The 22,711-nt window shown below is 44.0% G+C and carries 14 protein-coding genes and 1 riboswitch; of the genes, 2 read left to right on the forward strand and 12 right to left on the reverse strand.

The window, feature by feature from the left end; translation table 11 throughout:
• Positions 1-333: 333 nt before the first annotated feature.
• From ABIC22_RS06230 to ABIC22_RS06250, 5 genes are all read right to left on the reverse strand, one after another.
• On the reverse strand, positions 334-1,710 hold the full coding sequence (locus ABIC22_RS06230) for an NCS2 family permease (protein ID WP_095362162.1): 1,377 nt from the start codon (positions 1,708-1,710) through the stop codon (positions 334-336).
• A 178-nt stretch (positions 1,711-1,888) separates the two neighbouring features.
• A riboswitch (purine riboswitch) is annotated at positions 1,889-1,989 on the reverse strand.
• A 213-nt stretch (positions 1,990-2,202) separates the two neighbouring features.
• Positions 2,203-3,048, reverse strand: coding sequence for a carbohydrate ABC transporter permease (locus ABIC22_RS06235; protein ID WP_095293153.1), 846 nt, complete (start codon positions 3,046-3,048; stop codon positions 2,203-2,205).
• A 45-nt stretch (positions 3,049-3,093) separates the two neighbouring features.
• The gene (locus tag ABIC22_RS06240; protein WP_095293154.1) at positions 3,094-3,969 is read right to left on the reverse strand and encodes a carbohydrate ABC transporter permease; all 876 of its coding nucleotides are present in this window, start codon (positions 3,967-3,969) and stop codon (positions 3,094-3,096) included.
• A gap of 109 nt (positions 3,970-4,078) precedes the next feature.
• Positions 4,079-5,296 carry an extracellular solute-binding protein gene (locus ABIC22_RS06245; RefSeq protein ID WP_354485873.1) on the reverse strand — a complete coding sequence of 406 codons (1,218 nt, stop codon included), beginning with the start codon at positions 5,294-5,296 and terminating at the stop codon, positions 4,079-4,081.
• A 309-nt stretch (positions 5,297-5,605) separates the two neighbouring features.
• Positions 5,606-6,589, reverse strand: coding sequence for a glycoside hydrolase family 43 protein (locus ABIC22_RS06250; protein ID WP_354479407.1), 984 nt, complete (start codon positions 6,587-6,589; stop codon positions 5,606-5,608).
• Positions 6,590-6,886: 297 nt separating this feature from the next.
• On the opposite strand from ABIC22_RS06250, the gene ABIC22_RS06255 reads away from it, so the two are divergent.
• Complete coding sequence (locus tag ABIC22_RS06255; protein WP_127540658.1) at positions 6,887-7,810, forward strand: ArsR/SmtB family transcription factor; 924 nt, start codon at positions 6,887-6,889, stop codon at positions 7,808-7,810.
• Between the two features lie 964 nt (positions 7,811-8,774).
• Here ABIC22_RS06255 and ABIC22_RS06260 read toward each other — a convergent pair.
• The 7 genes from ABIC22_RS06260 to ABIC22_RS06290 form a co-directional block, all read right to left on the reverse strand.
• Complete coding sequence (locus ABIC22_RS06260) at positions 8,775-11,291, reverse strand: DEAD/DEAH box helicase (protein ID WP_354479410.1); 2,517 nt, start codon at positions 11,289-11,291, stop codon at positions 8,775-8,777.
• The gene (locus ABIC22_RS06265; RefSeq protein WP_354479413.1) at positions 11,291-13,714 is read right to left on the reverse strand and encodes a site-specific DNA-methyltransferase; all 2,424 of its coding nucleotides are present in this window, start codon (positions 13,712-13,714) and stop codon (positions 11,291-11,293) included. The genes ABIC22_RS06260 and ABIC22_RS06265 overlap by 1 nt, the downstream gene beginning before the upstream one ends.
• Positions 13,715-13,947: 233 nt before the next feature.
• A complete protein-coding gene (guaA, locus tag ABIC22_RS06270; protein ID WP_154896834.1) occupies positions 13,948-15,486 on the reverse strand; it encodes a glutamine-hydrolyzing GMP synthase in 1,539 nt (512 codons plus the stop codon).
• 283 nt (positions 15,487-15,769) lie between these two features.
• Positions 15,770-18,082, reverse strand: coding sequence for a DUF4129 domain-containing transglutaminase family protein (locus ABIC22_RS06275; RefSeq protein ID WP_354479417.1), 2,313 nt, complete (start codon positions 18,080-18,082; stop codon positions 15,770-15,772).
• Complete coding sequence (locus tag ABIC22_RS06280) at positions 18,069-19,343, reverse strand: DUF58 domain-containing protein (protein WP_354479419.1); 1,275 nt, start codon at positions 19,341-19,343, stop codon at positions 18,069-18,071. Before ABIC22_RS06280 ends, ABIC22_RS06275 begins: the two co-directional genes overlap by 14 nt.
• The gene (locus tag ABIC22_RS06285) at positions 19,340-20,332 is read right to left on the reverse strand and encodes an AAA family ATPase (RefSeq protein ID WP_354479422.1); all 993 of its coding nucleotides are present in this window, start codon (positions 20,330-20,332) and stop codon (positions 19,340-19,342) included. Before ABIC22_RS06285 ends, ABIC22_RS06280 begins: the two co-directional genes overlap by 4 nt.
• Positions 20,333-20,431: 99 nt before the next feature.
• Entirely contained in the window at positions 20,432-21,751 is a 1,320-nt protein-coding gene (locus tag ABIC22_RS06290) for a polysaccharide deacetylase (RefSeq protein WP_354479425.1), read from the reverse strand.
• A gap of 307 nt (positions 21,752-22,058) precedes the next feature.
• Here ABIC22_RS06290 and ABIC22_RS06295 point away from each other — a divergent pair, with 307 nt between their 5' ends.
• Positions 22,059-22,709 carry a DedA family protein gene (locus tag ABIC22_RS06295; protein WP_127540672.1) on the forward strand — a complete coding sequence of 217 codons (651 nt, stop codon included), beginning with the start codon at positions 22,059-22,061 and terminating at the stop codon, positions 22,707-22,709.
• Positions 22,710-22,711 lie beyond the last annotated feature (2 nt).

Consider the following 22,711-nt stretch of genomic DNA (forward strand, 5'->3'; position numbering starts at 1 on the left):
GAATAAAGTCCTGACCATAAACGTTGCAGCTTATCCAAGATCTCTTTAACGTCACATAAACATAAAGTTCTACAAGAGCCCTTTTATTGATCAAACTCATGCTGCGTATCTTTATTGACGTGCTTTTCGAAGCCAAGCTATAAATCATCTCACCATATCTCTCAACAACTTTCCCTTCCTTCTATAATAGAACGAAACTTATCCACTATATAATGAAAGGAACAGTATTATATTTCTCAAGCGAGGTTTAATTCTAATTCTATATTAAATAAAAAAAGACGAAAGCCCTGATCAAGCCCAGGAGCTTTCGTCCTTCTATATAGTAGAACTGAATTATTCTCCGCCCATAAAGATATAGCGGGCAAGAACAATGATTGCGAGAATCCACATCAACCAGTGAATCTTCACTTTGCGATCCGTAACCAGGTTGCTGAATACGGCCAGAATAACATAAGACAGAATACCAGCTGAGATCCCGTTTGCAATTCCGCCTGTGAAAGGCATCAATACAATTGTAAGGAATGCAGGGAACGCTTGAAGGAAATCATCCCACTCAATGCTGCGCACCTGGCTCATCATCAATACACCTACGATAATCAGGGCAGGAGCTGTAGCAGCAGACGGAACAACCAGCGCAAGCGGAGCAATGAACAGCGCCAGAATGAACAAGATCCCAGTCGTTACCGAAGTCAGACCCGTACGTCCACCCGCTTCAACGCCGGAAGCACTCTCAACGAATGCCGTAATAGTACTCGTACCCAATGCCGCACCTGCACTTACACCTACGGCATCGACGAGCATTGCTTTACCAATTGTTTTCTCGCCTTTTTGCTTGTCTTTCATGATCCCCATCCGGGTCGCAGTCCCAACCATTGTACCGAACGTGTCAAACAATTCAACGAAGGTAAAGATGAAGATAATTTCAAACAATCCAAGGCTGATTGCGCCCTTCAGATCCAACTGCCCAACAGCCAGATCACTGAAATTCGGCAGCCAACTTGCACCGGATAGTCCGCTAAGATTCGTAACACCCATTGGAATACCAATTAAAGTTGTAGCAACGATACCAATGAGCAGCGCACCTTTTACACGCATAACCATCAGTACAGCAATAAGGATCAATCCAATCAATGCCAGCAGCGCATCATGATGCGTCACAAAATTACCGAGCGACAAATTGAAACTGCTGCCGGGAATCGGCTGACTAAGGTCTGCATCTGGCGCAACATTAACCGTAACAGCAACGAGATTGGCCAATTTGAAACCTACAATAGTAATAAAGAGACCGATACCGACCGTAATGGCCATTTTCAATGTTTGAGGTACAGCCACAAGCAGCATCTGACGAATTCTCGTCACGGTCAAGATAATGAATACGATACCCGAGATGAATACCGCTCCGAGAGCGGCTTGCCAGGTAATTGCCCCATTAGAACTCAGTACCACCGTCATGAAGTATGCGTTCAATCCCATACCCGGCGCGAGGGCGATCGGGATGTTAACGAACAATCCCATAATGATGGTCATAAGCCCAGCACCTACGGCTGTTGCAAAAAACACTGCGTTATCCGACATCCCCGCCCCGGCTGATCCGAGGAACAATGTGTTAACAAAAAGGATGTACGCCATGGTCATAAAGGTAGTAAGACCCGCAACAATCTCCGTTCTAACATTCGTTCCGTTTTCTTTTAGTTTAAAGAAACGATCCATAATTCACTAACTCCCCCTTAGAGATGTTGAAGCCATTTTGAAAAACGACAAAGACCCTGGACGGACTTACTTCACCCAGGGTTAGCTATAAGGAGAGGCGTAGCCTATTGCCAAGAACAAAAAAAATTCTAATGTGCGTCCATTATAGTTAACCACGCAGTCATATAGAATTTTGCTGTGCTTAGCTTCTCCTGCTCGTAGCCAGATCATTAGGGTGATCTTGTAGAAACTCCCGGGCCATATCCCCAGGATTATACGAAGTAGTATGCGCTATTTGTTTGTTTTCCCATCCCTATTTTAGAAGCGCCGACCTTTTCTGTCAATGATAAAAACGAATGTTAATTATATGTTTGTACGGAAACGTTCGTGTTCTGAAAGCGCTATATATTTTATCGCAAAAAAAGCCACCGTATATACGGCAGCTCATAATCCAACCTATACATTGTTCCTACTGTAAAACAACAGTTTAACAAACAATGCAGCAACTCAACATTATCCTTTAATTCCCGAATTCAGGTTAATCGATTGCAGGAAATACTTTTGTGCAAAAATAAACAGCACGAGTGTTGGAATAATGGCCAGAATCGCCGAACCCATCAGTTGTCCAATCATGCGATAATTGCCGTAAATATCCTGCAACAACAATAGTCCCGCGGTAATCGGCATTTTCTCAACATCTGTGTATACGATAACCGGCCATAGGAAGTCATTCCAGGACCCAATGAACGAGAATAGACCGCACACAATCAATACCGGTTTCACCAGGGGTAAAATAATGGAGTAATAAATCCGGAAATCACTTGCACCATCAACCTTAGCAGACTCGTCGAGTTCGCCAGGTATTCCTTTCATGAACTGACGAACGAGGAAGATATTCCCCATACCAGCCAGCCCCGGAATAATCATGGCCCAAGCTGTATTGACCCATCCAAGCGCCTCAATGATTTTGTAGGAAGGGATCAGGTTAACGACACCCGGGAAAAATGAAATCCCGAGAAGCGTGAAAAATAAGGCATCTCTCCCTTTGAACTTCAACCTTGTGTATCCATAGCCTGTAAGGGAAATGATAAAAACGACAAGCACCGTGTGAGATACTGCAATGAGCAGCGAGTTGCTCAACCATCTCAGAATTGGAGCGGTTGATGTATTGTCCAGTATGGCAACGTAGTTATTAAAGTCCCACTCTTTGGGAAACAACCGGAACCCGGCCGACACCACTTCTGCCTGCGAGCGAAACGAAGTCGTAATCCCGAAAATAACGGGCACCACCCATATGACACAAATGGTTACCAAAAATAGATAGGATATATATTTGGAGATACTTATTTTTTTGACCATGTTGATATACCTGCTCCTTCCCGATCCACGTTCGATCCTGCTCCTCTAATTGGCGTTCCGGTTCATTACGTAATATTGCAATGCGGAGATGACCAGAATAACCAGTCCTAACAGCACAGCCATGGCGGAAGCCATACCTGCCACTGACTCACCGGAGCCAAACGCAAGCTGGCGAATATACATCATGAGAACATGCGTAGTCTGCTGTGGTCCACCATCGGTCATCATCAGCGGCTGACCAAATACGTTAAACGAACCAGCAGTTGTCATGACAAATGTAAAAATCAACGGGAAACGGATGGAAGGCAGCGTAATGCTGAAGAATCGGCGTACCGGACCGGCACCATCCATCTCGGCTGCTTCATACAGATCGCTAGGTACACCATTAATGGAAGCGCGATAGATAATCATGTTACCTCCGACCGCTCCCCACACAGATATCACAATAATAATGATCCAAGCATACGGTTGATTGGCTGCCCAGGATATCTCTGATCCAAATACGTTACCAGTGATGCCGAGCTGTTTATTGAAAATAAGTGACCAGATGAGCGCTGCGGCAGATATGGAGATCATACCTGGAATGTAGATAATCGCCTGCATGAAGCCTTTGAATTTCACCTTTTTATGTTCAAGGGCTACCGCAACAAGCAGCGGAATAATGATTAAAGGCGGAACGCTCAGTGCCACGAAAATCAACGTATTCTTCAAACCATTAAAGAATTGAAAATGAAATGAGGAATCCTGGTCGAACAGAATCGTCCTATAATTTTCAAAACCGACCCAAACCGGATCGTTAATTAGGTTCCATCTGGTGAAAGAGGCATAAATCCCGTAGATCGTTGGCAGCAGTATAAACACCAAAAACAGGATTAGATGAGGACCAACAAATAAGAACGGTGCAAATGATCGTTTATTCATATCCTTTCATTTCTCCTTTGGGAAAAGCAATGTGCCACCTTCGCGACACATTGCTTCTATTACAGTAGACTGGCAAGATGTAAGATACATCCGAAATGCAATTCAAGTTTTACTGGGCCCCACTGCTTCCTTGAGCAATTTTGTCCTCAACCTCTTTTTGCATCGTTTGCAGTGTCGCATCCAGCTCCACATTGCCACGAACGATATCAGCCGCGTATTTGTCAACTGCTTCAGCTACATACGGGTAATACTCGTAAGTGTAAATGTAGAGTGACTCAATCTCCTTCTCGTTGGAAGTGAAGAACGACTGCATGTAATCTTTATACTCCGGACTCTCAATTACCTGTTTACTTGCAACGGTCTGTCCAGCTTTGGCCCATTCCATTGAATTCTGACGGATAAACTCCAGGAATTTACCGATCCCTTGTTCCTTCTCGTCCGTTCTCGCTTCATTGTTCAGCATGGCAAACAAGTGAGATGAAGAACGGTTTGTAAACTTATCAGCCGTAGGTGAATATACATTGGTTACACCAAAATTCAAACCTTCAACAGTGGCGTGAGCAGTCGAGCTCCATGTACCATCTGTGGAAAATAAAACATTGCCGGATTGGAACATCAGGTAACCATCTTCACCGAACGGAGTCATAAGACCAGCATCGGAGATCTTTTTGACATTTTCAAAAGCAGCCTTCATCTCAGGGGTATTGAGCGCTGGTTTTCCATCCTTCTGTACATCCCCGCCTACATTTTGCAGTTGTCCGAGGATTACCCATCCAAGCAAAGCATCATTGACGACGAAGTCTCCTTCGTCCAGTTTGCCTTGCAAGGAAAGCATCTCATCAATTGTGACAATATCATCATCCAGGAAGGATTCCACGTTATACTTTTTCAGCAAATCCTTGTTGTAGTACATGGCATTACTGTGAATATCGAGAGGAACAGTGTACTGTGTCCCTTCAATTGTTCCTGTCGACCATGCTTGTGGCAAATAGTTCTCTTCCTTGATTTCCGGCTGTGCGGCCAGCATTGAAGTCATTGGCTCAAGCACATTTTGCTTCACAAAGCCCGGAACTCGGTCAGCATGGATAATAGCCAGATCAGGAATACCTTTACCGGAGTTAATTACCGTAGACAGCTTAGTGTACATATCAGATGTAATCACATGTTTTACTTTGATTTCTGGTTCGGTGGCGTTGTATTCTTTAACCAACTGGTCCATGTAGGCCCCATCCTCTCCAGTCAGAGGCGTCCAGAACGTAATCGTATTTTTGTCGTCTGCGCTGCAGCCCGACAACACAATCACCAGCAGAAACAGCGTCGATACCATGAGAATAAAACCTTTTTTTGTACGTTTCACACAAGAACCCCCCTAGAATGATCAATCCTAAGCACATTTGTAAACGCATTCATATTATCGAGAAAATCACAGGGATCTGCAGTTTTTCTTTGGAAACTGTCCCTGTATACCGTGTATACTTGCTGAAGGAAGCTTGCCTAGGAGCACTCCCTTCGCTCTATCACACAAACGTTAATAAATGAATTAATTATTAACGTTTGTGTGAATTTATCGTAATTCATAGCGCTTACATTTGTCAACCACTTTGTTCCATTTTTATTTTTTATTTATGCTATAGCTCTATACGTTCACCGGACGACCATCTGGAACGGGTTTGCCAAAGTACGGGAATCCAAACTCATCCCAACCAAAGACCTGTGCCCGCATGTGGCGATTCGGATCATAGAGTGGGTCTCCCTCAATTTCTTTATAATTGCGAGCATGATAGACCAAAATATCCTGGCTTCCGTCCTCCGACACGGTGAAACTGTTATGCCCAGGGCCGTATTGTCCCGCCTCTACATCGGTTTGGAATACAGGGGCCGGAAGCTTTGTCCAACTCTTTGGCGACAACAGGTCGCTCCCTTCCTCTGCATACAGCAATCCCATGCAATAATTATGATCAGTAGCACTCGCGGAAAAGGATATAAATATTTTGCCGTTTCTATTCAACACCGCTGCGCCTTCGTTGACCAAAAAACCGATTTTCTCCCAATCATGTGTCGGCTCAGCGATCATCACCTGTTCGGAAGCGATTGTCCACGGATTTTCCATGGATGCAATATACAAGTTGGAATTGCCTACGATGTCCGGATCTTTCTGTGCCCAAACTAGATATTGAACGTCTTTATGCAGGAATGAGGTCGCATCGAGTGCGAAACTCTCCCATTTTGTCTTGATTTGCCCCTTTTCTTCCCACACTCCCTCAAGTGGGTTCTCCGAGGCATTTTCCAGCACGAACATGCGATGGTCAAAAAGCCCTTCCACCGTAGCCGTTGTTCGTGCTGCAGCAAAATAGATATACCATTTACCGTGGACAAAATGAATTTCCGGTGCCCAAATGTTGGCACTCATCGGTCCTTCATCATATTTGCGCCATACAACGACGGGCTCAGCGCTATCCAGCTCTTGAACAGTGCGAGCTCTTCTAACCTCAATTCGATCATACTCAGGCACGGAACCTGTAAAATAATAATAGCCGTCGGTATGTTTGTATACCCATGGATCGGCTCGTTGCGGTATAATCGGATTAACAAATGATTCCTTCTTCGAAACTGTACTCACGCTGTCATCTCCTGTTCTGCACTGATTGATTAACGTTTTTGTTCATATATTCGTAAATATGTTATTAATTCACCTAAATATTAAGTTATCGAGCAACACGTGTCAATGAGTTAGCAGGGTTTTTTTGGTTATTTCATGGTTTGTTTTTACATTTTTCCGAATTCTTCTGTTTTTAAGTTGTATATCTGGTATTATTTATATAAAAACGTTGTGATTATTTTCGAATTCCGATATTATAATATTCTACGTTTACTATTCACATAAATGTTAATATTTCATTTCTTCGGAGGAATTACATTGAAAATCGACCTGAACGAAAAAAACCTGCATATCTTCGAAGCCCTTTCTAGCAGTGTACGCATTCAGATCGTTCATCTGCTATCCAAGAACTCTATGAATATAAAAGAACTGGCCGAAGCGCTTGGACTCAGCAGTGCCATTATGACCATGCATGTCAAAAAACTTGAAAAAGCCGGTGTTATCGAATCCAACATGGCCCCGGGCAAAGGTGGAGCGGCCCAAAAGGTCTGCTCTCTTCGCATGGATACTCTTGAAATCGCATTCCCGACCAAGGATGTCATCCAACGTGAGATTCACAAAACTGAAATCTCGGTAGGACATTTCACTGATCTGCAGATCAAACCGACTTGTGGCATATGTACAAGAGATTCCATCATCGGTATTTTTGATGATCCCCGGTATTTTCTTGACCCTGATCGATTAAAGGCCAAAATTTTGTGGTTTGGACAAGGGTTTATTGAATACAAGGTTCCGAATTATCTAATGGGTGATGAGAATCCGGAGGAATTGGAGATTTCAATGGAAATCTCCTCGGAGGCACCATTGACCAACAATAACTGGCCTTCAGATATTTCGTTTATCGTTAATGGCGTTGAGGTAGGGATGTGGACGAGCCCAGGTGACTTTGGAGGAAAAGGCAAACTGAATCCGCCTTGGTGGTTCGAGAGTGTAAATCAGTACGGCCTCTTGAAACACCTCATTATCAAAAAGGAAGGCACGTTTATGGATGGCGTGAAACTGTCTGATGTTACCATCGATGATATCGGCATCCGTAACAGCTACTGGTCCCTTCGCATTGCCGTCAAGGAGGATGCAGAGCACATCGGTGGCGTTACGTTATTCGGAGAAGGATTCGGTAACCATAATCAGGACATCATTTTCCGGCTGTACTACACCGACAAAACTGAAAAGCCTGAATGAATTAATAGTTTGTAAGCCTATGGAGCCTATGGCTTCATAAAAGCCGATTGCGTTGTTGTAGTTATACTTTCTTTACATCGGCGAATCTGAGTTAATCATCACTGGCACAACAAAAAAACTCCCTTTGACATGTGTAATACATGCTCAAAGGGAATTTCTTTTTGTTCAATACCGTTTATTCGTTAACCTATTCCCACTCAATGTAAGTCGCTTCGTATAAATACATTATATTAATCAATCACTTATTTTGGTAGGGAAATGGTAGGGTGAATTTTTACTGTCTGATTTTCATTAAAATTAGATGCTCTTGAGTTTTTAGCAGAAGTAAAGTTGATGTTTCCTGTCATTTGTTGGGCAATTCCCTCATCGTTTCGGCTCCACAGATGAGCGTAATATTTCAACGTGATTTCTGGGCTAGAATGTCCTAATCGTTGTGAAACAACAAGGATATCCGCATTAAACTCATTGATTAGATAACTAACGCGGGAGTGTCTTATACACCAAAATTGTTTACCTGCCTAATTATCGACGGTTTAAATCAAAATATTAAAGTTAAAAAAATATATTATCAATTATGTCAAATCAAGAAAATAATTTTGTAGTAATCACTAAAGAAAGAATAAATAGAATGTCTTTTTGATAAAGTGTGGATGTTATCAGATGTTCCCGAGGAATATAAAAAATGGAGAGTGTTCTTGATTCTGGTTCAGTAATGTTTAAAGAAGATTCTTTTCTTTCAAAACAATTTGTCAGCAAAAATATAAGTTGTCTAAGGGTTTGAAAAATTATTCGAATCTTTTTTTGTTATTTCACCACTAAAAAAGTGTTGGAGGAAAACCATGATGGTTTACTTCCAACACAAAATAGAATAGATTTTTATCAATCAAGTTCAATTTTTAAAATTTATCATATGTTCAGGGAAAATTAAATAAAGGCAAACTTATGTTATAGTCACTTAACTTCATTACAATGCTTCGCCATATTCCAAAAATAAATCCTCTAATTGTTTATCAGTAGTTATTTTCAATACTTTACTTCTAACTATCGTATTTGATACGTTCAAATAGTAATAGCGTTCTTGTTTATCTTTCCCATTTTGTTTTCTAATGAATCCAATTCTCGGGAACAAAGTCCAATACTTCTCAGCGTAACGAGCAAGCCCTTTAATTTTGGGAACATTATCATTTTTACTCGAATCGTGAGGATCGAATAAATCAAAGACAATCTTATTATTATGCTTACGAATAAAAATGAAGTCTGGAAACATTGGATAATTTTTACCACCATCTTCATACGGAACACATAGTGACCAATATTTTCTGTCTGGATTTCTCAGCCATGCACACACATCATCTTTTTCAAGCATTATTTTTACGACATCTTTTTCCCAACCATTAAGGTCAATCTTGAAATTACCTTGCTTATCAACATAAATATGTTTTTCGACCTCAATAGAATTTTTACTATTAGTATATCCAACAATCTCTGGAAGACTAAATGGCTTATCAATTGGGTTCTCAACTTGGGAAAGTAATCGGTTGAATTCCGCCCCGATATCTTCCGATTGAGAAGCAATATCAAACTTCCTGCTCTCATATAATTCGTTAAATTGATTTTCACAGAAAGTGAATAATTTTTTCATCTGCTTTTCTGACTTGGACAAAACAAGAACTTCAAGTTTAAGTTGACGGTGATTATTCTCAATTTTAGTGTATTTAGACCAATATAATACATTTAAACCATCAAAAAGTCCCTTGAGTTTATCAAAAGCTGTCGAAATGTCAACTACATCTGCTGTTAACGAATACTGATTTGTTGTATTTACCATATTATTTTTTCTTACATTAAATTCAATTTGATTGATACCAATGTTTTCAATAGTAGTTTCTATAGAATCGAACTCACCATCTACCTTCAATTCGTTTATTAACTCACGCATTTTAGTAACTATTGCATCATTTGCAATCTTTTGGGCCTTCAAATCAATCTGATTCATAGTTAAAAGCCTTGATAACCTTGAATACTGCTTCAAGAATGAAATGGAGCCTTTCTTTGGAACCACATAAGTTGTAATCTTATTCAACTCTGGAAACAAATCTTCGTATTCTGTATTTTGTGCATAATCAACTAGGGTTCTCTTAGTTCCTGTTTCTACTGGAACAATTGCATCACTCTCTTGAAGAGATAGAACCACCTTATTAACTTTTTCTTGTTCGTACCCAGGAAGAAACAACGAAACAGAGTTCAATTCTGAATTTGTGTTAATTCTTCGTGCGAGCGGTGTTCTAACCATTCGGCCAAGTAACTGAGCAATATAAGTGGCATCATTTGCAGTACGATATGAAATCATTGTTTCAGCTCTGGGGCAGTCCCAACCAGTAGATAAATTCATTTTGAATAAGACTAATTTTATATTGTCATCATATTGAATTCTATATGGCTCTATATATGGAATCAGTTTATCACCTATCTTCACAGAAGATTTAAGATCAAAAGTTTGAACGAGTTCACCATCATCTAGCTCTCTTCCAAGATACTTTTCAATGGTGGCTAAAATTAAGCTTAAATCAGTATTAGAAACATTTTCTTTAGAACCATCTGCAACTTGAATAACCATTATTGGTTTAACTAAGGTTGCATCTTGTCCATCATCAAAATACGATTTCCATTGACTGCGCTTATTATCCCAATCATTTAATGCTGCATTTAGCATAGTCACTTCATTATCTAATGCTAAATCGGGGTAGTCTATTACAATACGGTCTTTTATCAATCCTGATTCTCGAACGTCTTCGGGCTTAATCATTATCTTTAAAGGAACTGATTCACACTGTTCAATAAGTTGCATAAATCTTTCCGGAGTCGCAGTAACTCCAATTGTAAGAGGGACAGGAGAAAGTTTATCTTCGATACTTCCAAGTAAAAACTTCTGCATAATCGATTGTGCTTTTTTTTCAGACTTATCATCATAAGCTGCACCTCTGTGAGCTTCATCAATAATTAAATAGAAATTTTCAGGATATTGTTTAGCAGTATTGTCAATTGTATCCCAAATTGTAAATTCACGTTCATCAGAATATGATGTGAGTTTTTTATCTGTCCCTAATTTCTGTATGTTCAAAAAATAAAGATGACCAAACTCGAAATATTCCTTATCAAAAGATGAGTCTATTTGCACCATTTGGTTAGCATTTATCTTATTAGACTGTGTTTCAATTTTGCTTTGAGTTTGTTTATTCAACTCAGGAGAGTCAGATAACCACAAAAATATTGAATCCTTATTTCCTTCATTCACCTCTGAACCATATAATAATTCTTCAAACAGTTTTGTTATTATTATTGTTTTACCAGAACCTGTTGGAGAAGAAAAAGATATTACCGAATTCTTTCCGAACTGTTCTTTTGAAGAATGTGCAAACTCTATATTTTTATGAAGATTAACCAGTGCATCTTCTTGAAATGGAAATAACACTGTTCTCATTATTTAACACTCCTTTGTATCATAAAATTATCCAAGTAATCTTTATACAGTTGATAACTCTTGACACCAGAAAACTCGGATGCCATTTCTGAAAAAGCATCATTTGAGTTCGTAACTATATAAACATATTCAATGTTAGTATGATTTTTCATTTCTTCCTTGAACTGAGAAAAAGCATATTCATTAATCAATACCGAGAAATTACTATAGATAGGGAAGATATAATCAGCTTCTCCAATGTTTTCTGGTCGCATCCCAACACAACCAGACTTAGCCCATAGGATAGGCAGGATACTCTCAAATTCATTGCCTAGTTCAACGTCGTCTTTATTTAAGAAATCCAATGAAAAATATTCACAATTAGCATGGAATCCTTCGCACATATTACTAGTGTCTTGGATATAAGTATCTTTAGTTCCAAGTATTTCGAGACTCTTCTCAGATATTCGCTTGAATTCTTTTTTATCATCTGTGACGAATAACAATTCTACGACATTGTCCTTTCCCTCAAGTTCATCATACCAGGATTGCTCGCTGCTCACATCGAATAAAATAGCTGTTGGATATTCATCATCAATCGCGAAAGAACCAGAGCTATCAATCTTCGAACTAGCTAACCGATTTTTGCCTAACAGACCTATCATTTTTTTCTTTTGAGCAAGTGTTTGCAATTTTGAACTATCGATATAATCAATTTGTCTGACCGTCCGCTTCTTACTCTCAAGCTTAAAATTATCGATGAAGTAAACTCCGTCTATTGGATCTCCATTTGTATCGATTCCTAAAATTGAGTGCTTTACCCTTGGCCAAGTAACGGAACGGCAAATTCCATTCTCTTCCCAAAGTTTATCGCCTGGTAAATATCCATTTTCAGATAACTCTTTAGCTTCATTTGCGGAGACTTCATTATTTGTAACTAGTATACAACGTCTATTTCCGTTATCTTCAGAATTTAAAAGATTTAATGCATGTAAAGTAGTTCCACTACCTGCAAAAAAATCAACCACTAAGGCATCTTTTTTTGAATTTAAAAAGGCTTTAAGCGTATCATGTACTGCATACAAAGATTTAGGGAAAGGAAACTGTTTATTTTTGATTATAGAACTTACAATTTGGGTACCATACTTATTTGCGTCATACAGATTTTTTTTCCATACGGTTGTTTTCTTTTTAGAAGACCCCGAGGTACTCACAACAATCTTAGACCCATCATCCCGTTTACCAATTACTGTGTATTCACCGCTACGAACTTTTTCAATTGCTGGTGCGGTGAAATATTGAATGCTATAAGGCTGAAACTTATTATTTGAATTTTTCTTAACCTGTACAAAATCTTCATCAAGTGCTGACTGTAAACTTGATCCTACTAATCCCCAGTTCATTTCTACATTTTTTTCAGTTACTGGAAAAACAGCTGTGCATCCCTCGATTTGTTTAACAGTCATTCTATCCACATCAGGAGGAATTGGCTGACCAATTTTTTCAATTCTACCAGTTTTATTATTTACATAGATTGGATAAAACTGACTCTTCCCGCCTTTGGTTGTCCCTCGAGCAGACTGGATATCACTACGTCTCAAATATGGCCAACGAACTTCTTTTACTTCCGAACCGTCAATGATTTCTTCTGTACTAGCATCCCCGATATACACTACAACTAAATACTCATCAACTTGTGATAACAATTTATCTCTAGATTTTCCTTTAGGATTAATAGTAATATCGATTACTTGACGATTAGATCCCTTAAATAGTTCTTCTAATAACATTCCGAGAGCAAAGAGCTCATTATCATCTATTGCAATAATTAATATAGAATCATCTGGATTCAATAGTTTTTTAGCTATCGCTAAACGACGTTTCATAAAAGCTAGCCACTTACTGTGGCGCCATTCATCATTACTATCTACAAAACTATTATTATATTTCCAATCTTTAGCCCCTGTATTATATGGTGGGTCAATGTAAATACAGTCAACTTTTCCTGGATAGAGATAGTCCAATAACTGAAGTGCATGATAATTATCAGCCTCAATTAGCATATGCCAAGTATCTTCCTTCGAACCCTTCTGCACAGAGTCAACATGTTTTAATTTAGGGAAGACTGCTTCGCCAAATCTACGAATTTGAACTAATTTACGTTTTTCTTCTATAAGTAATTTACCAGTTTTAAATTCCCTTAACGAAACTTTATCTCCCTCAATGTCTGTCACAAGATAAGTGTCTTCAACTGATTTATTTTTATAACATACGGTCATTCCTACTTGCAACTCAGAATTATATAGCAATGTCTTCTCTGGCATGTGCTCTTCAAAGACTAATCCGAACTTTTTCTTTTTCGTCAAATATGCAACTTCTTCAGACAATCTTTCTCTAAGTCGTGCATCTGATATTTGATTGACTAAATCGTTTATTGCTGCCATCATTCTTCCTCCTAATTCCAAACTCGACTACTATAACTTTACCATAATTAGAATAAAAAAAATCGACAATACCAGATGAAAATAAATCTGATATTGTCGATTTTTTAATTTTTCTAAGGAATTTATGTTAGGGAAAATGGTAGGGAACCCTATCAATTTTAATGAAAATCAAGCATTTTAAAAGTTGAAAAACGTTGATTATCGGCAATCCCCATTCATATTATGTTAGCTCTTTATTCCCACTCAATCGTTGCTGGTGGTTTGGAAGTTACGTCATAGACGATCCGGTTAACGTTATCGACTTCATTAACGATACGCACAGAAATTTTCTCCAGTACATCCCAAGGGATACGTGCCCAGTCGGCCGTCATGCCGTCGATGGATGTTACGGCACGAATACCTACAGTGTAGGAATACGTACGAGCATCACCCATAACGCCTACGCTCTTCATGTTCGGCAGAGCCGTGAAGTATTGCCAAATTTCGCGGTCCAGACCCGCTTTGCCAATCTCCTCGCGCAGGATGTAATCCGAATCACGAACGATTTTAAGCTTCTCTTCCGTAACTTCTCCAAGAACACGGATCGCAAGACCCGGACCTGGGAAAGGCTGACGGTGTACAATTTCGTCCGGCAGGCCGCACTCTGTACCCACTTTGCGCACTTCATCCTTGAACAGGGTGCTCAGCGGTTCAATCAGCTTAAAGTTCATATCTTCAGGCAATCCACCCACGTTGTGGTGTGATTTGATCGTTTGTGCTGTCGCTGTTCCACTTTCCACGATGTCCGTGTACAGTGTACCTTGTGCCAGGAATTCGAAATCATCGAACTGCTTGGACTCTTCATCAAATACGTAAATAAACTCGTTACCGATAATTTTACGTTTTTGTTCTGGATCATCCACGCCAGCCAGCTTGGACATGAAGCGCTCCTGTGCATCGATTTTGACAACTTTCATGTCGAATTTGCCAACAAACGTCTCCATTACGCTTTCGGCTTCACCTTTGCGCAGCAGACCGTGGTCGATAAACATACACGTCAGTTGGTCACCGATCGCTTTGTGAAGCAATGCAGCCACAACGGAAGAATCCACACCACCGCTGAGTGCACATAATACTTTACCGTCGCCCACTTTTTCACGAATATCCTTGATTGTGTCGTCAATAAATGTTTCCATCGTCCAGTTGCCTTCGCAACCACAGATGTTAAACAGGAAGTTGCTAATCATATCGTTACCACGAACAGAGTGACGTACTTCCGGGTGGAACTGAACAGCATACAATTTACGCTCATCGTTACTCATCGCAGCGATCGGCGCACTCTCCGTGCCTGCATCCAGTTTGAAGCCCGGAGGCAATGTAACTACATGGTCACCATGACTCATCCATACCGTATGTTCGCCTTCAATGCCCTGTGCCAGTGCAGCACCTGCGGCAAACTCAAGGTCTGCTTTTCCGTACTCACGTTTCTCGGAACGTTCTACTTTACCTTCAAGCTGCTGTGCCATAAGCTGCATACCATAGCAAATCCCGAAGATTGGAAGTCCCAGATCATACACACCCGGATCTACATGCGGAGCGTTCTCAGCGTACACGCTGGAAGGACCTCCGGAGAATACAATACCTTTTGGTGACAATTCTGCGATCTTCTCTGCCGGTGTGTTATACGGCAAAAGCTCGCTGTATACGCCAAGATCCCGGATTCTTCTGGCGATTAACTGGTTGTATTGGCCCCCAAAGTCAAGGACAACCACAATTTCATTTTGCTTATTCATTACCGTGCCTCCCTCAATTAATGAAACTAATTATACGCAACGACAAAACATACCGTCAAGGAAAGACGAAACTCCTTTTTGTGGGCAGTTTACAACATTTGATACGAAGACACCTTCAATGTGAGTTTTCTACAAATTCCCCACTTCCATTCGCTTCATGTTCAAACGAGTGTTTCATGCCAAGCTGTATGTAATACAGACACTACGATGACAAGCCAAAACAAAGAAATCGCCCAAAGACACCTTGTCCGCACTTCGGCGAGCAAGACGTCCCTGGGCGATGTTATGGTACTTGCAGGCGCCGGGCGAGGCGAAGTGCCCGGCGCAGGAATTCAAGACTGTCCGCGCGCAGCGGACGGTCCGGCCCGTACAGCAGCCGTTCCCAGTCGGCTGCAAACCGCGCGATGTCCGCGGCGTCCATGCCTGTGGCCAAGGCAGGTGACGCTGCATACTCCCGCAGCGTCATCCCCGGCGGCCGCGGGCCGTACCGCCGCGCGAGCGCGGCCCAGACCGGAGCTGCGGCGCTGAGCAGCCGCTCACGGTCCGGGAAGCTGCTGCGTGGCCATGCCAGCAGCAGCCTGAGCCGCAGTGCGGGGCGAAGCCGCCGCATGCGCAAGGCCCCGGCAGCGGCCAGCAGCACCGCTGCCGCAAGGGCTGCCGCGAGCCACGGCTCCGCGGCAAGAGCACGTGCGCGCGCCAGCAGCCAGGCGCCCGCACTATCGATCCCGCCCCCAGATTGCGGCGGGATCTCCTCGCCGGGCTGTGCCCCGGCGACTGCTGCGGCGTCCGTGCCATCGCCTTGCGGCAATGCGAAGCCCGGCGTAGCCTCAAACGGCATCCAGCCTGCGCCGGGGAAATACACCTCCACCCAGGAATGTGCATCCCCCTGGGTAACGACATACCGCCCCGGTACCTCAGGGTCCGGTGAACCTGCACTGAATCCCTTTACCCAACGAGCGGGAATTCCCTCTGCGCGTAGCAGTACAACCATCGCCGTGGAGAAGTGATTGCAGTAGCCTTCCCCTGTGACAAACAGAAAGTCATCGACGAAATCCGTTCCGCGAGGCGGCATGCGCGTGTCCAGTGTATATTCGGCATGCTCTGCCAGGTAGGTCCGTACTGCCTGGACTGCATCATAACGCGTTTCACTCTTCTGAATAATGTCACTTGCAAGTGATCTTACCCGCTCAGGGAGAGATTCGGGCAGCTGCAGGTAGGTTCTGCGGATGGCTGCCGGATCCTGACTCGAACTACGCGCCTCGCCCAATAGACGAAGCTGTTCTGGCGATGCCGCGGGAATCATGACGTCGGTTGTATACGTTTTGACCGGTTCACGACTGCTGGATCCGGCAAGCCAGAGCGTAGCCGAGTCTGCATCGGAGAGCAGGGCCATTCTATTTTCTTCGTTATGTTCATTTTTGTCCTGAAAGGACAGGTTCAAAGGTACTCCTCCCGTAAAGAGCGGATTAGGTCCCCTCCACGGACGCTCCATCGTGACCGTTTGGCGAATGCGTGTCCAGTAGGCTTGGTTCTCCCAGCCATCGGCACGAAACAGCCCTGCCGGGCTTGCCTTTTGAAAGTTTTGTGCAGGATCACTCCATGTACTGCCGTTATAATAGGAACGAGTCTCCCCGCGCCAATACGTGACTTGAGGACTCTTCGCTGTAAAAAAGACGGCATTTCCTTGTACCAATGGAGATCCCATCGGCGCATCAGATGTGCTGTATCCCGTGACAGATGCCGAAGCAGGGATGCTGCCGCGTGGTGTATAGCCTGCCCAGCGGGCAAGGCGTTCTCCAATCTGATCAAGCGATATCCGTTCCGGTTCAGGCACCGGGACAACACGACCGGGCAGAGCAGCAAGCAATACCATCCCCGCTGCTGCAGCAGCAGCCACCGTACACCAACGAACATAGGGATATCGGTAAAAGGCTGGTGTTGTGCCCCCTTCCAACAGACGGAGCAGTTGGAGAATGGTCTGGATCAGCAGTATCCATAGAACGGATCGCACTACGGAGGCGTAGACATCCAGCCCGGCCAATGTTTCCAGGAACAGCAAATAAAGCAGGGTAGCACTGCCGAACAGCATCACACTCCGCCGCATCAACACAAGGGACTGCACGGAAGCCATGAGCATGCTCCAACCACACATCATCAATAAACCTCTTGTCTCCGTACTGATGGAATAAAAGTGCCCACTTTCCATGAATGAGTGTATATCCTCCATCCATGTTTCCGGGTAACCGAGAGCCCAACCGGCAGGATCACTGCCTCCATACATCAGACATAGAGCAGTAAGAGCCACAAGCAGTCGAAGCACTATCCCCAACATCCAGCCTGTACGCAATAATCCTGCCATCAGGAGCGCACCCGTAAGTCCGGCCATCACCGTCAGAAAACGCTCACTGCCCTGCTGTCCCGAGGAAGTAATCGGGTAGATCCATTCCAGGGAGAGAAGCAGCAGCAGAACAGAAATACTTATCTTATACACGGCGGGCTCTCTCTTAGAACGCTGGGATTTGGATCCCTGACCAAGTACCGAAACTTCTTCGGCAGATTGGACAACTGTCATATCACCACGATTACGCTCCCACATCCGAGACACCCGCCTTTCCAACGAAAGGCATTGATTGGTCTGCGACTGAGCTGACTCTTACGCCGCTAAGCCGAAGCTGTTCCGTCCACTGGTCAGCCGGGTTCCCAAGCCCTCCCTGAACTGTATTCTCTTTGGCTTGTTCCTCACCCATCAGTGTTTCGGTTAACTGCACTTCTATCTCATGTCCCAACTCAGCCGCACCCATCACCCATCCCGTCAGTACGGCATCCAGTCTGCCAGTAAGGACAACAATGCGTGTCCCCGCGGGCCACTGATCCAGCATGGTTGTATCCGCCAAGGATGAGACGGATAAGTCAGCACTTGATATGCTTGCCTGGGCTAGGCTGTCCAGTGACAGATTTACATGCTCGGCATGGATCAGATCACTTAACCACCCGGATTGCTTATCCGGACCAGCCTCTACCCCTGTCCTCCAGAGTTGATAGGGAACATCATCACGTACAGCTGTAAACACCCAGCGGGCAGCCATGTTAATGGCACGTTCAAACGCCTGATGCTCCTTCGCCCCCTGGACTCGTCGTTCGTAGCCAGTCTTACCTTCATACAGCAGAATACCCAAAGACGTTGATTCCGATATTTCAGGCAAAAAGGTTTGAAGCTTGCCCGTCTTGGCCGTACTTTTCCAATGAATGCGTCCCAATGGATCTCCTGGTTGATACTCGCGGTACTCGGGACTTCGGTTACCTTGACTGGTTTTTGAATTTGCCGAATTCCCCTCATCTATAGCCGCAAATGCTGTAGACTCACGATCACCGAATGTTGATCCAGACGGAACGACAGCAAGAGATGTCCCACCCTCCGTTTCCACAGAGACGGTGTTCCATCCGAATACATCTCCCCAGTACAGTTGGCCTGAACCCCATTGATACAACCCTCTTCGCAAGCCGGACATTTGATATTGGTAAGCAAACTTGCGTCTCATTCCCGGAAAAAGTAATTTTCGATGCACTCCAGCGGGCGTATCCTCACAGAGCATGATCCAAAGCAGTGGAATTCGGCATTCGAACTCCACTTCCACCTGAACACGCACCATCTCCCCAACCATTATTCGTTCCGAATTCATTTGCCGGCGAATGCGAATTCGGCGCGGCCCCAATAGATGAATGACCAGACCGCTAATCAGGATGAGAGAGACCGTAATGGACAAAAACAGTGCCGCCTTGCCTCCATGCCATAGGTAAAGACAAGCAAAAGCTGCTGCCAAGACTGCATGGAACAGCCATTGAACAGGCGCGGTCATGATCGCCGGCCCCTTCCCTGAACTGTCATTTGTACCGGTACGGGAACCGATTCTAGTGCATCCTGAATGACTTGTTCCTGACCCCGGAATGTCTCAGTCCTGTTCTGCCCTTTTAACCCGATTCGGTGGGCAAGCACAGGCTGAGCCACCTCTTTGACATCATCCGGAATAACATAGCTTCGCCCCTGCAGGTAGGCATATGCTTGCGTCGCAACCATCCAGGCCAGTGTTCCGCGTGGACTGATGCCGAGCCTCACGGCAGGATGATTACGAGTAGCTACAGCCACTGCAACCAGATACTGCTTGACTACGGAATCAACGTGCACATGTCTAACTTCGCGCTGCATCGCACTCACTTCTTCAGCGAGTACCACTGGACGAAGTTCATCCAGCAACTCTCTGCTTTGCCCTCTGGTTAGCAGCTCGACTTCCTGTTCCGGCTCCGGGTAACCGAGTCCTATTCGCATTAGAAAACGATCCAGCTGCGCTTCGGGTAACCGATACGTGCCCTCGAACTGCAGCGGATTTTGCGTTGCCAGCAAAAAGAACGGCCTTGGCAAGGCATGTGTCGTACCATCCACTGTAATACGTCGTTCTTCCATTGCTTCCAGCAGCGCTGACTGGGTCCGGGGCGATGCCCGATTAATCTCGTCAGCCAGTACAATGTTGGACATCACAGGACCTGGCCGGAATGTGAATTCACTCGTGTGGGGGTGATACATGGATGTCCCAGTAACATCTGCAGGCATGACATCGGAGGTGAATTGAATACGACCCATGGAACAGCTCAATGATGAGGCGACAGCCCGAACCAGCATTGTTTTTCCTGTCCCCGGTACATCTTCCAGAAGCACGTGACCCCCACCTAGCATTGCAGTAAGGACATATTGAATCTCTTGTTTTTTGCCTATAATTACACTCTCGACCCGCTTGATCACCCTGTTCAGCAGCTCGACCGCATGTTCATGTTCCATTCGAATATACGACATCCCTCATTCTCCTTCCATTCTGGGCATTCAGAGCCATAGTAATCTATGATTCATTGTTGCCCGGAAGTAGAGAGATTAGTCCTGTCTGGATGCGTTAATTCATATCGTTCTGTACAGGTAGAAGTTTAACGCTGCCGCAAGAGGCATATTGGCCTTCACAATCCACTCGGATTCATTGGACTGAAGCGAAGATACATCCAGCCCCATTAATTCCAGCAGTTCTCGCAGTGGAACCCATATCGTCCCCCCTTGACTCTGCACTGCTCCCTCTATCGTTCTATCATTCGATAGATTCGCTGTTGTGGATTTCAGTTCACCGCTGACGCTGTTCGCCTGGATCACTTTATCCTTCCATAGCGCAGTCGCTGTTCTGGATTCCACGTCCCAGCGAATGCTGCCGCCAAACTTTTTCATAAACGGTCTTAATGGCACCATAATTCGCTGATCTTCCACGCGGAATTCCCCTGGCTTCAGTGTCCCCGCAGCAAGACCAATCTCTACCTTGAGTTCCTTGCCGGATAACCACAGGTTACGATTGAATTTCACATGCTCCGCCACCCACTCGGCGCCAGGTGCCTTGCGAGATTTGTATTCCCCTTCGGGATGAACACGGAATTGCACAGGTGGATCCTCCGCTCTCATGGTGTCAAAACGATATCCGTGATCACGATAGTATTTGATTATTCCGGGTAGTGCCTTAACCGTCTCAGCATGAGCTCCGCCATCGTGCATTAACAAGATTACTGAACCGGTACCGGCCGGTACCTTGGTGGCATTGCGCAAAATCTCTTTGGCTGGCACACCCTTGCGCTTCGAATCACCGCTGTCTACATTCCAATCCATTACGGTGTACCCGCCCAACTTGAGCAAATCGAAATAGTTTTGATCAAAATGTCCATATGTTCCGCCAGGTGCACGTACCAGGTTGGGACGGAAGCCGGTGATCCGGTTCACGATGTCTTCTGTCTGCTTCACCTGTTTCCAGAACGATTTAAAATCACTATACAGCTCATCATAATGATGGTTATAGGTATGATTGCCAAGTGCATGTCCCTCTTCCACAGCAGCCTGAATCAACTCGGGATAACGTTCTGCCTGCTCTCCCAGGACAAAAAATGTAGCCTTTACCTGTTCCTCGCGCAAAATATCCAATACTTCACGGGTATGCTTGCCTGGTCCGTCGTCAAAACTCAGATAGACTACCTTTTCCTTATTGCTCTCTTTGTTAGGTGCAACAGCTTCTGCGCCAGCAGCGTAAGAAGGAAATGCTGTCCAGGCATAAGAAGCAAATACGCATATTATTACCGCAAGACGAAGCAGACACGATGGCCATGCGGGAAAACCATGCTTATGTATGGATTTGGCTTTTACGGATTGCTCTGCTTTTTCCACCATTGTGAAATCCGGTCTCTGCATCATTTACGAATCATCCTCCAACGTCTCTAGTGATTCTGCTGATAGACTTTAGCAGATTTGTTAGAATTATATGGAGGCATTATCGAAAAAAGACGCGTTTCTGTTATATATTTTTCACAATTTGGGTTAGCTCATGATTGATTCTTGGCTTGGGATTGGGTAGCATAATGAACAGGCACTTATTACCGGAATCACTGCTACTACGGGGATAAGCACTGCAAATGTTTCATATGACGGCGGGCTGCAATGATCGTATACAAGACAGCATGGAGAGTCATCCGATTCCCCTGTCTTCAGGAGAGTGAATCTATTGGAATTGCTTGAAAAGATCCAACATCTGTTCGGATCCTATGGATACAGCGTTTTGTTTTTTGGCTTGTTGCTGGAATTTATCGCTCTTCCCTTCCCGGGAGAAACAACCATGGCTTACGCAGGATACCTATCATACAAGGGTCAACTGGACTTCGGGATTCTTGCCATCCTTGCCTTTCTCGGAACGACCATCGGCATGACGATCACTTACTTTATTGGTGCCAAAGCCGGTCTGCCCTTCATTGTCCGTTACGGAAAATGGTTTCTATTCAAACAGGACAAGCTGGATAAAACGCAAAAGTGGTTCGCCAAATACGGTAATGCTCTGATTTTCATCGGATATTTCATACCTGGTGTCCGGCATTTTACTGGATACTTTGCAGGTATAGCAGCTGTTCCTTTTCGCAAATTCGCTCTATATGCATACTCGGGTGCACTGTTCTGGGTCGTGTTATTTCTGGGCATTGGAAAAGTATTCGGTCCACAGTGGAACGCGGTGTTCCATCTTGCACATCAATATGCAGCATATATCGTTGCAGGCATTGGATTGTTACTGATCGCTGCCGTGCTGTACCGTTATCGGAAAGCTTGGGGACAACGCTCAGTCCGCAAGTCTTCTCCAATCAGGCAGAAACAAAATGCAGAATGAAG

Source organism: Paenibacillus sp. PvP094 (assembly GCF_040546835.1).
Lineage (GTDB): Bacteria > Bacillota > Bacilli > Paenibacillales > Paenibacillaceae > Paenibacillus > Paenibacillus illinoisensis.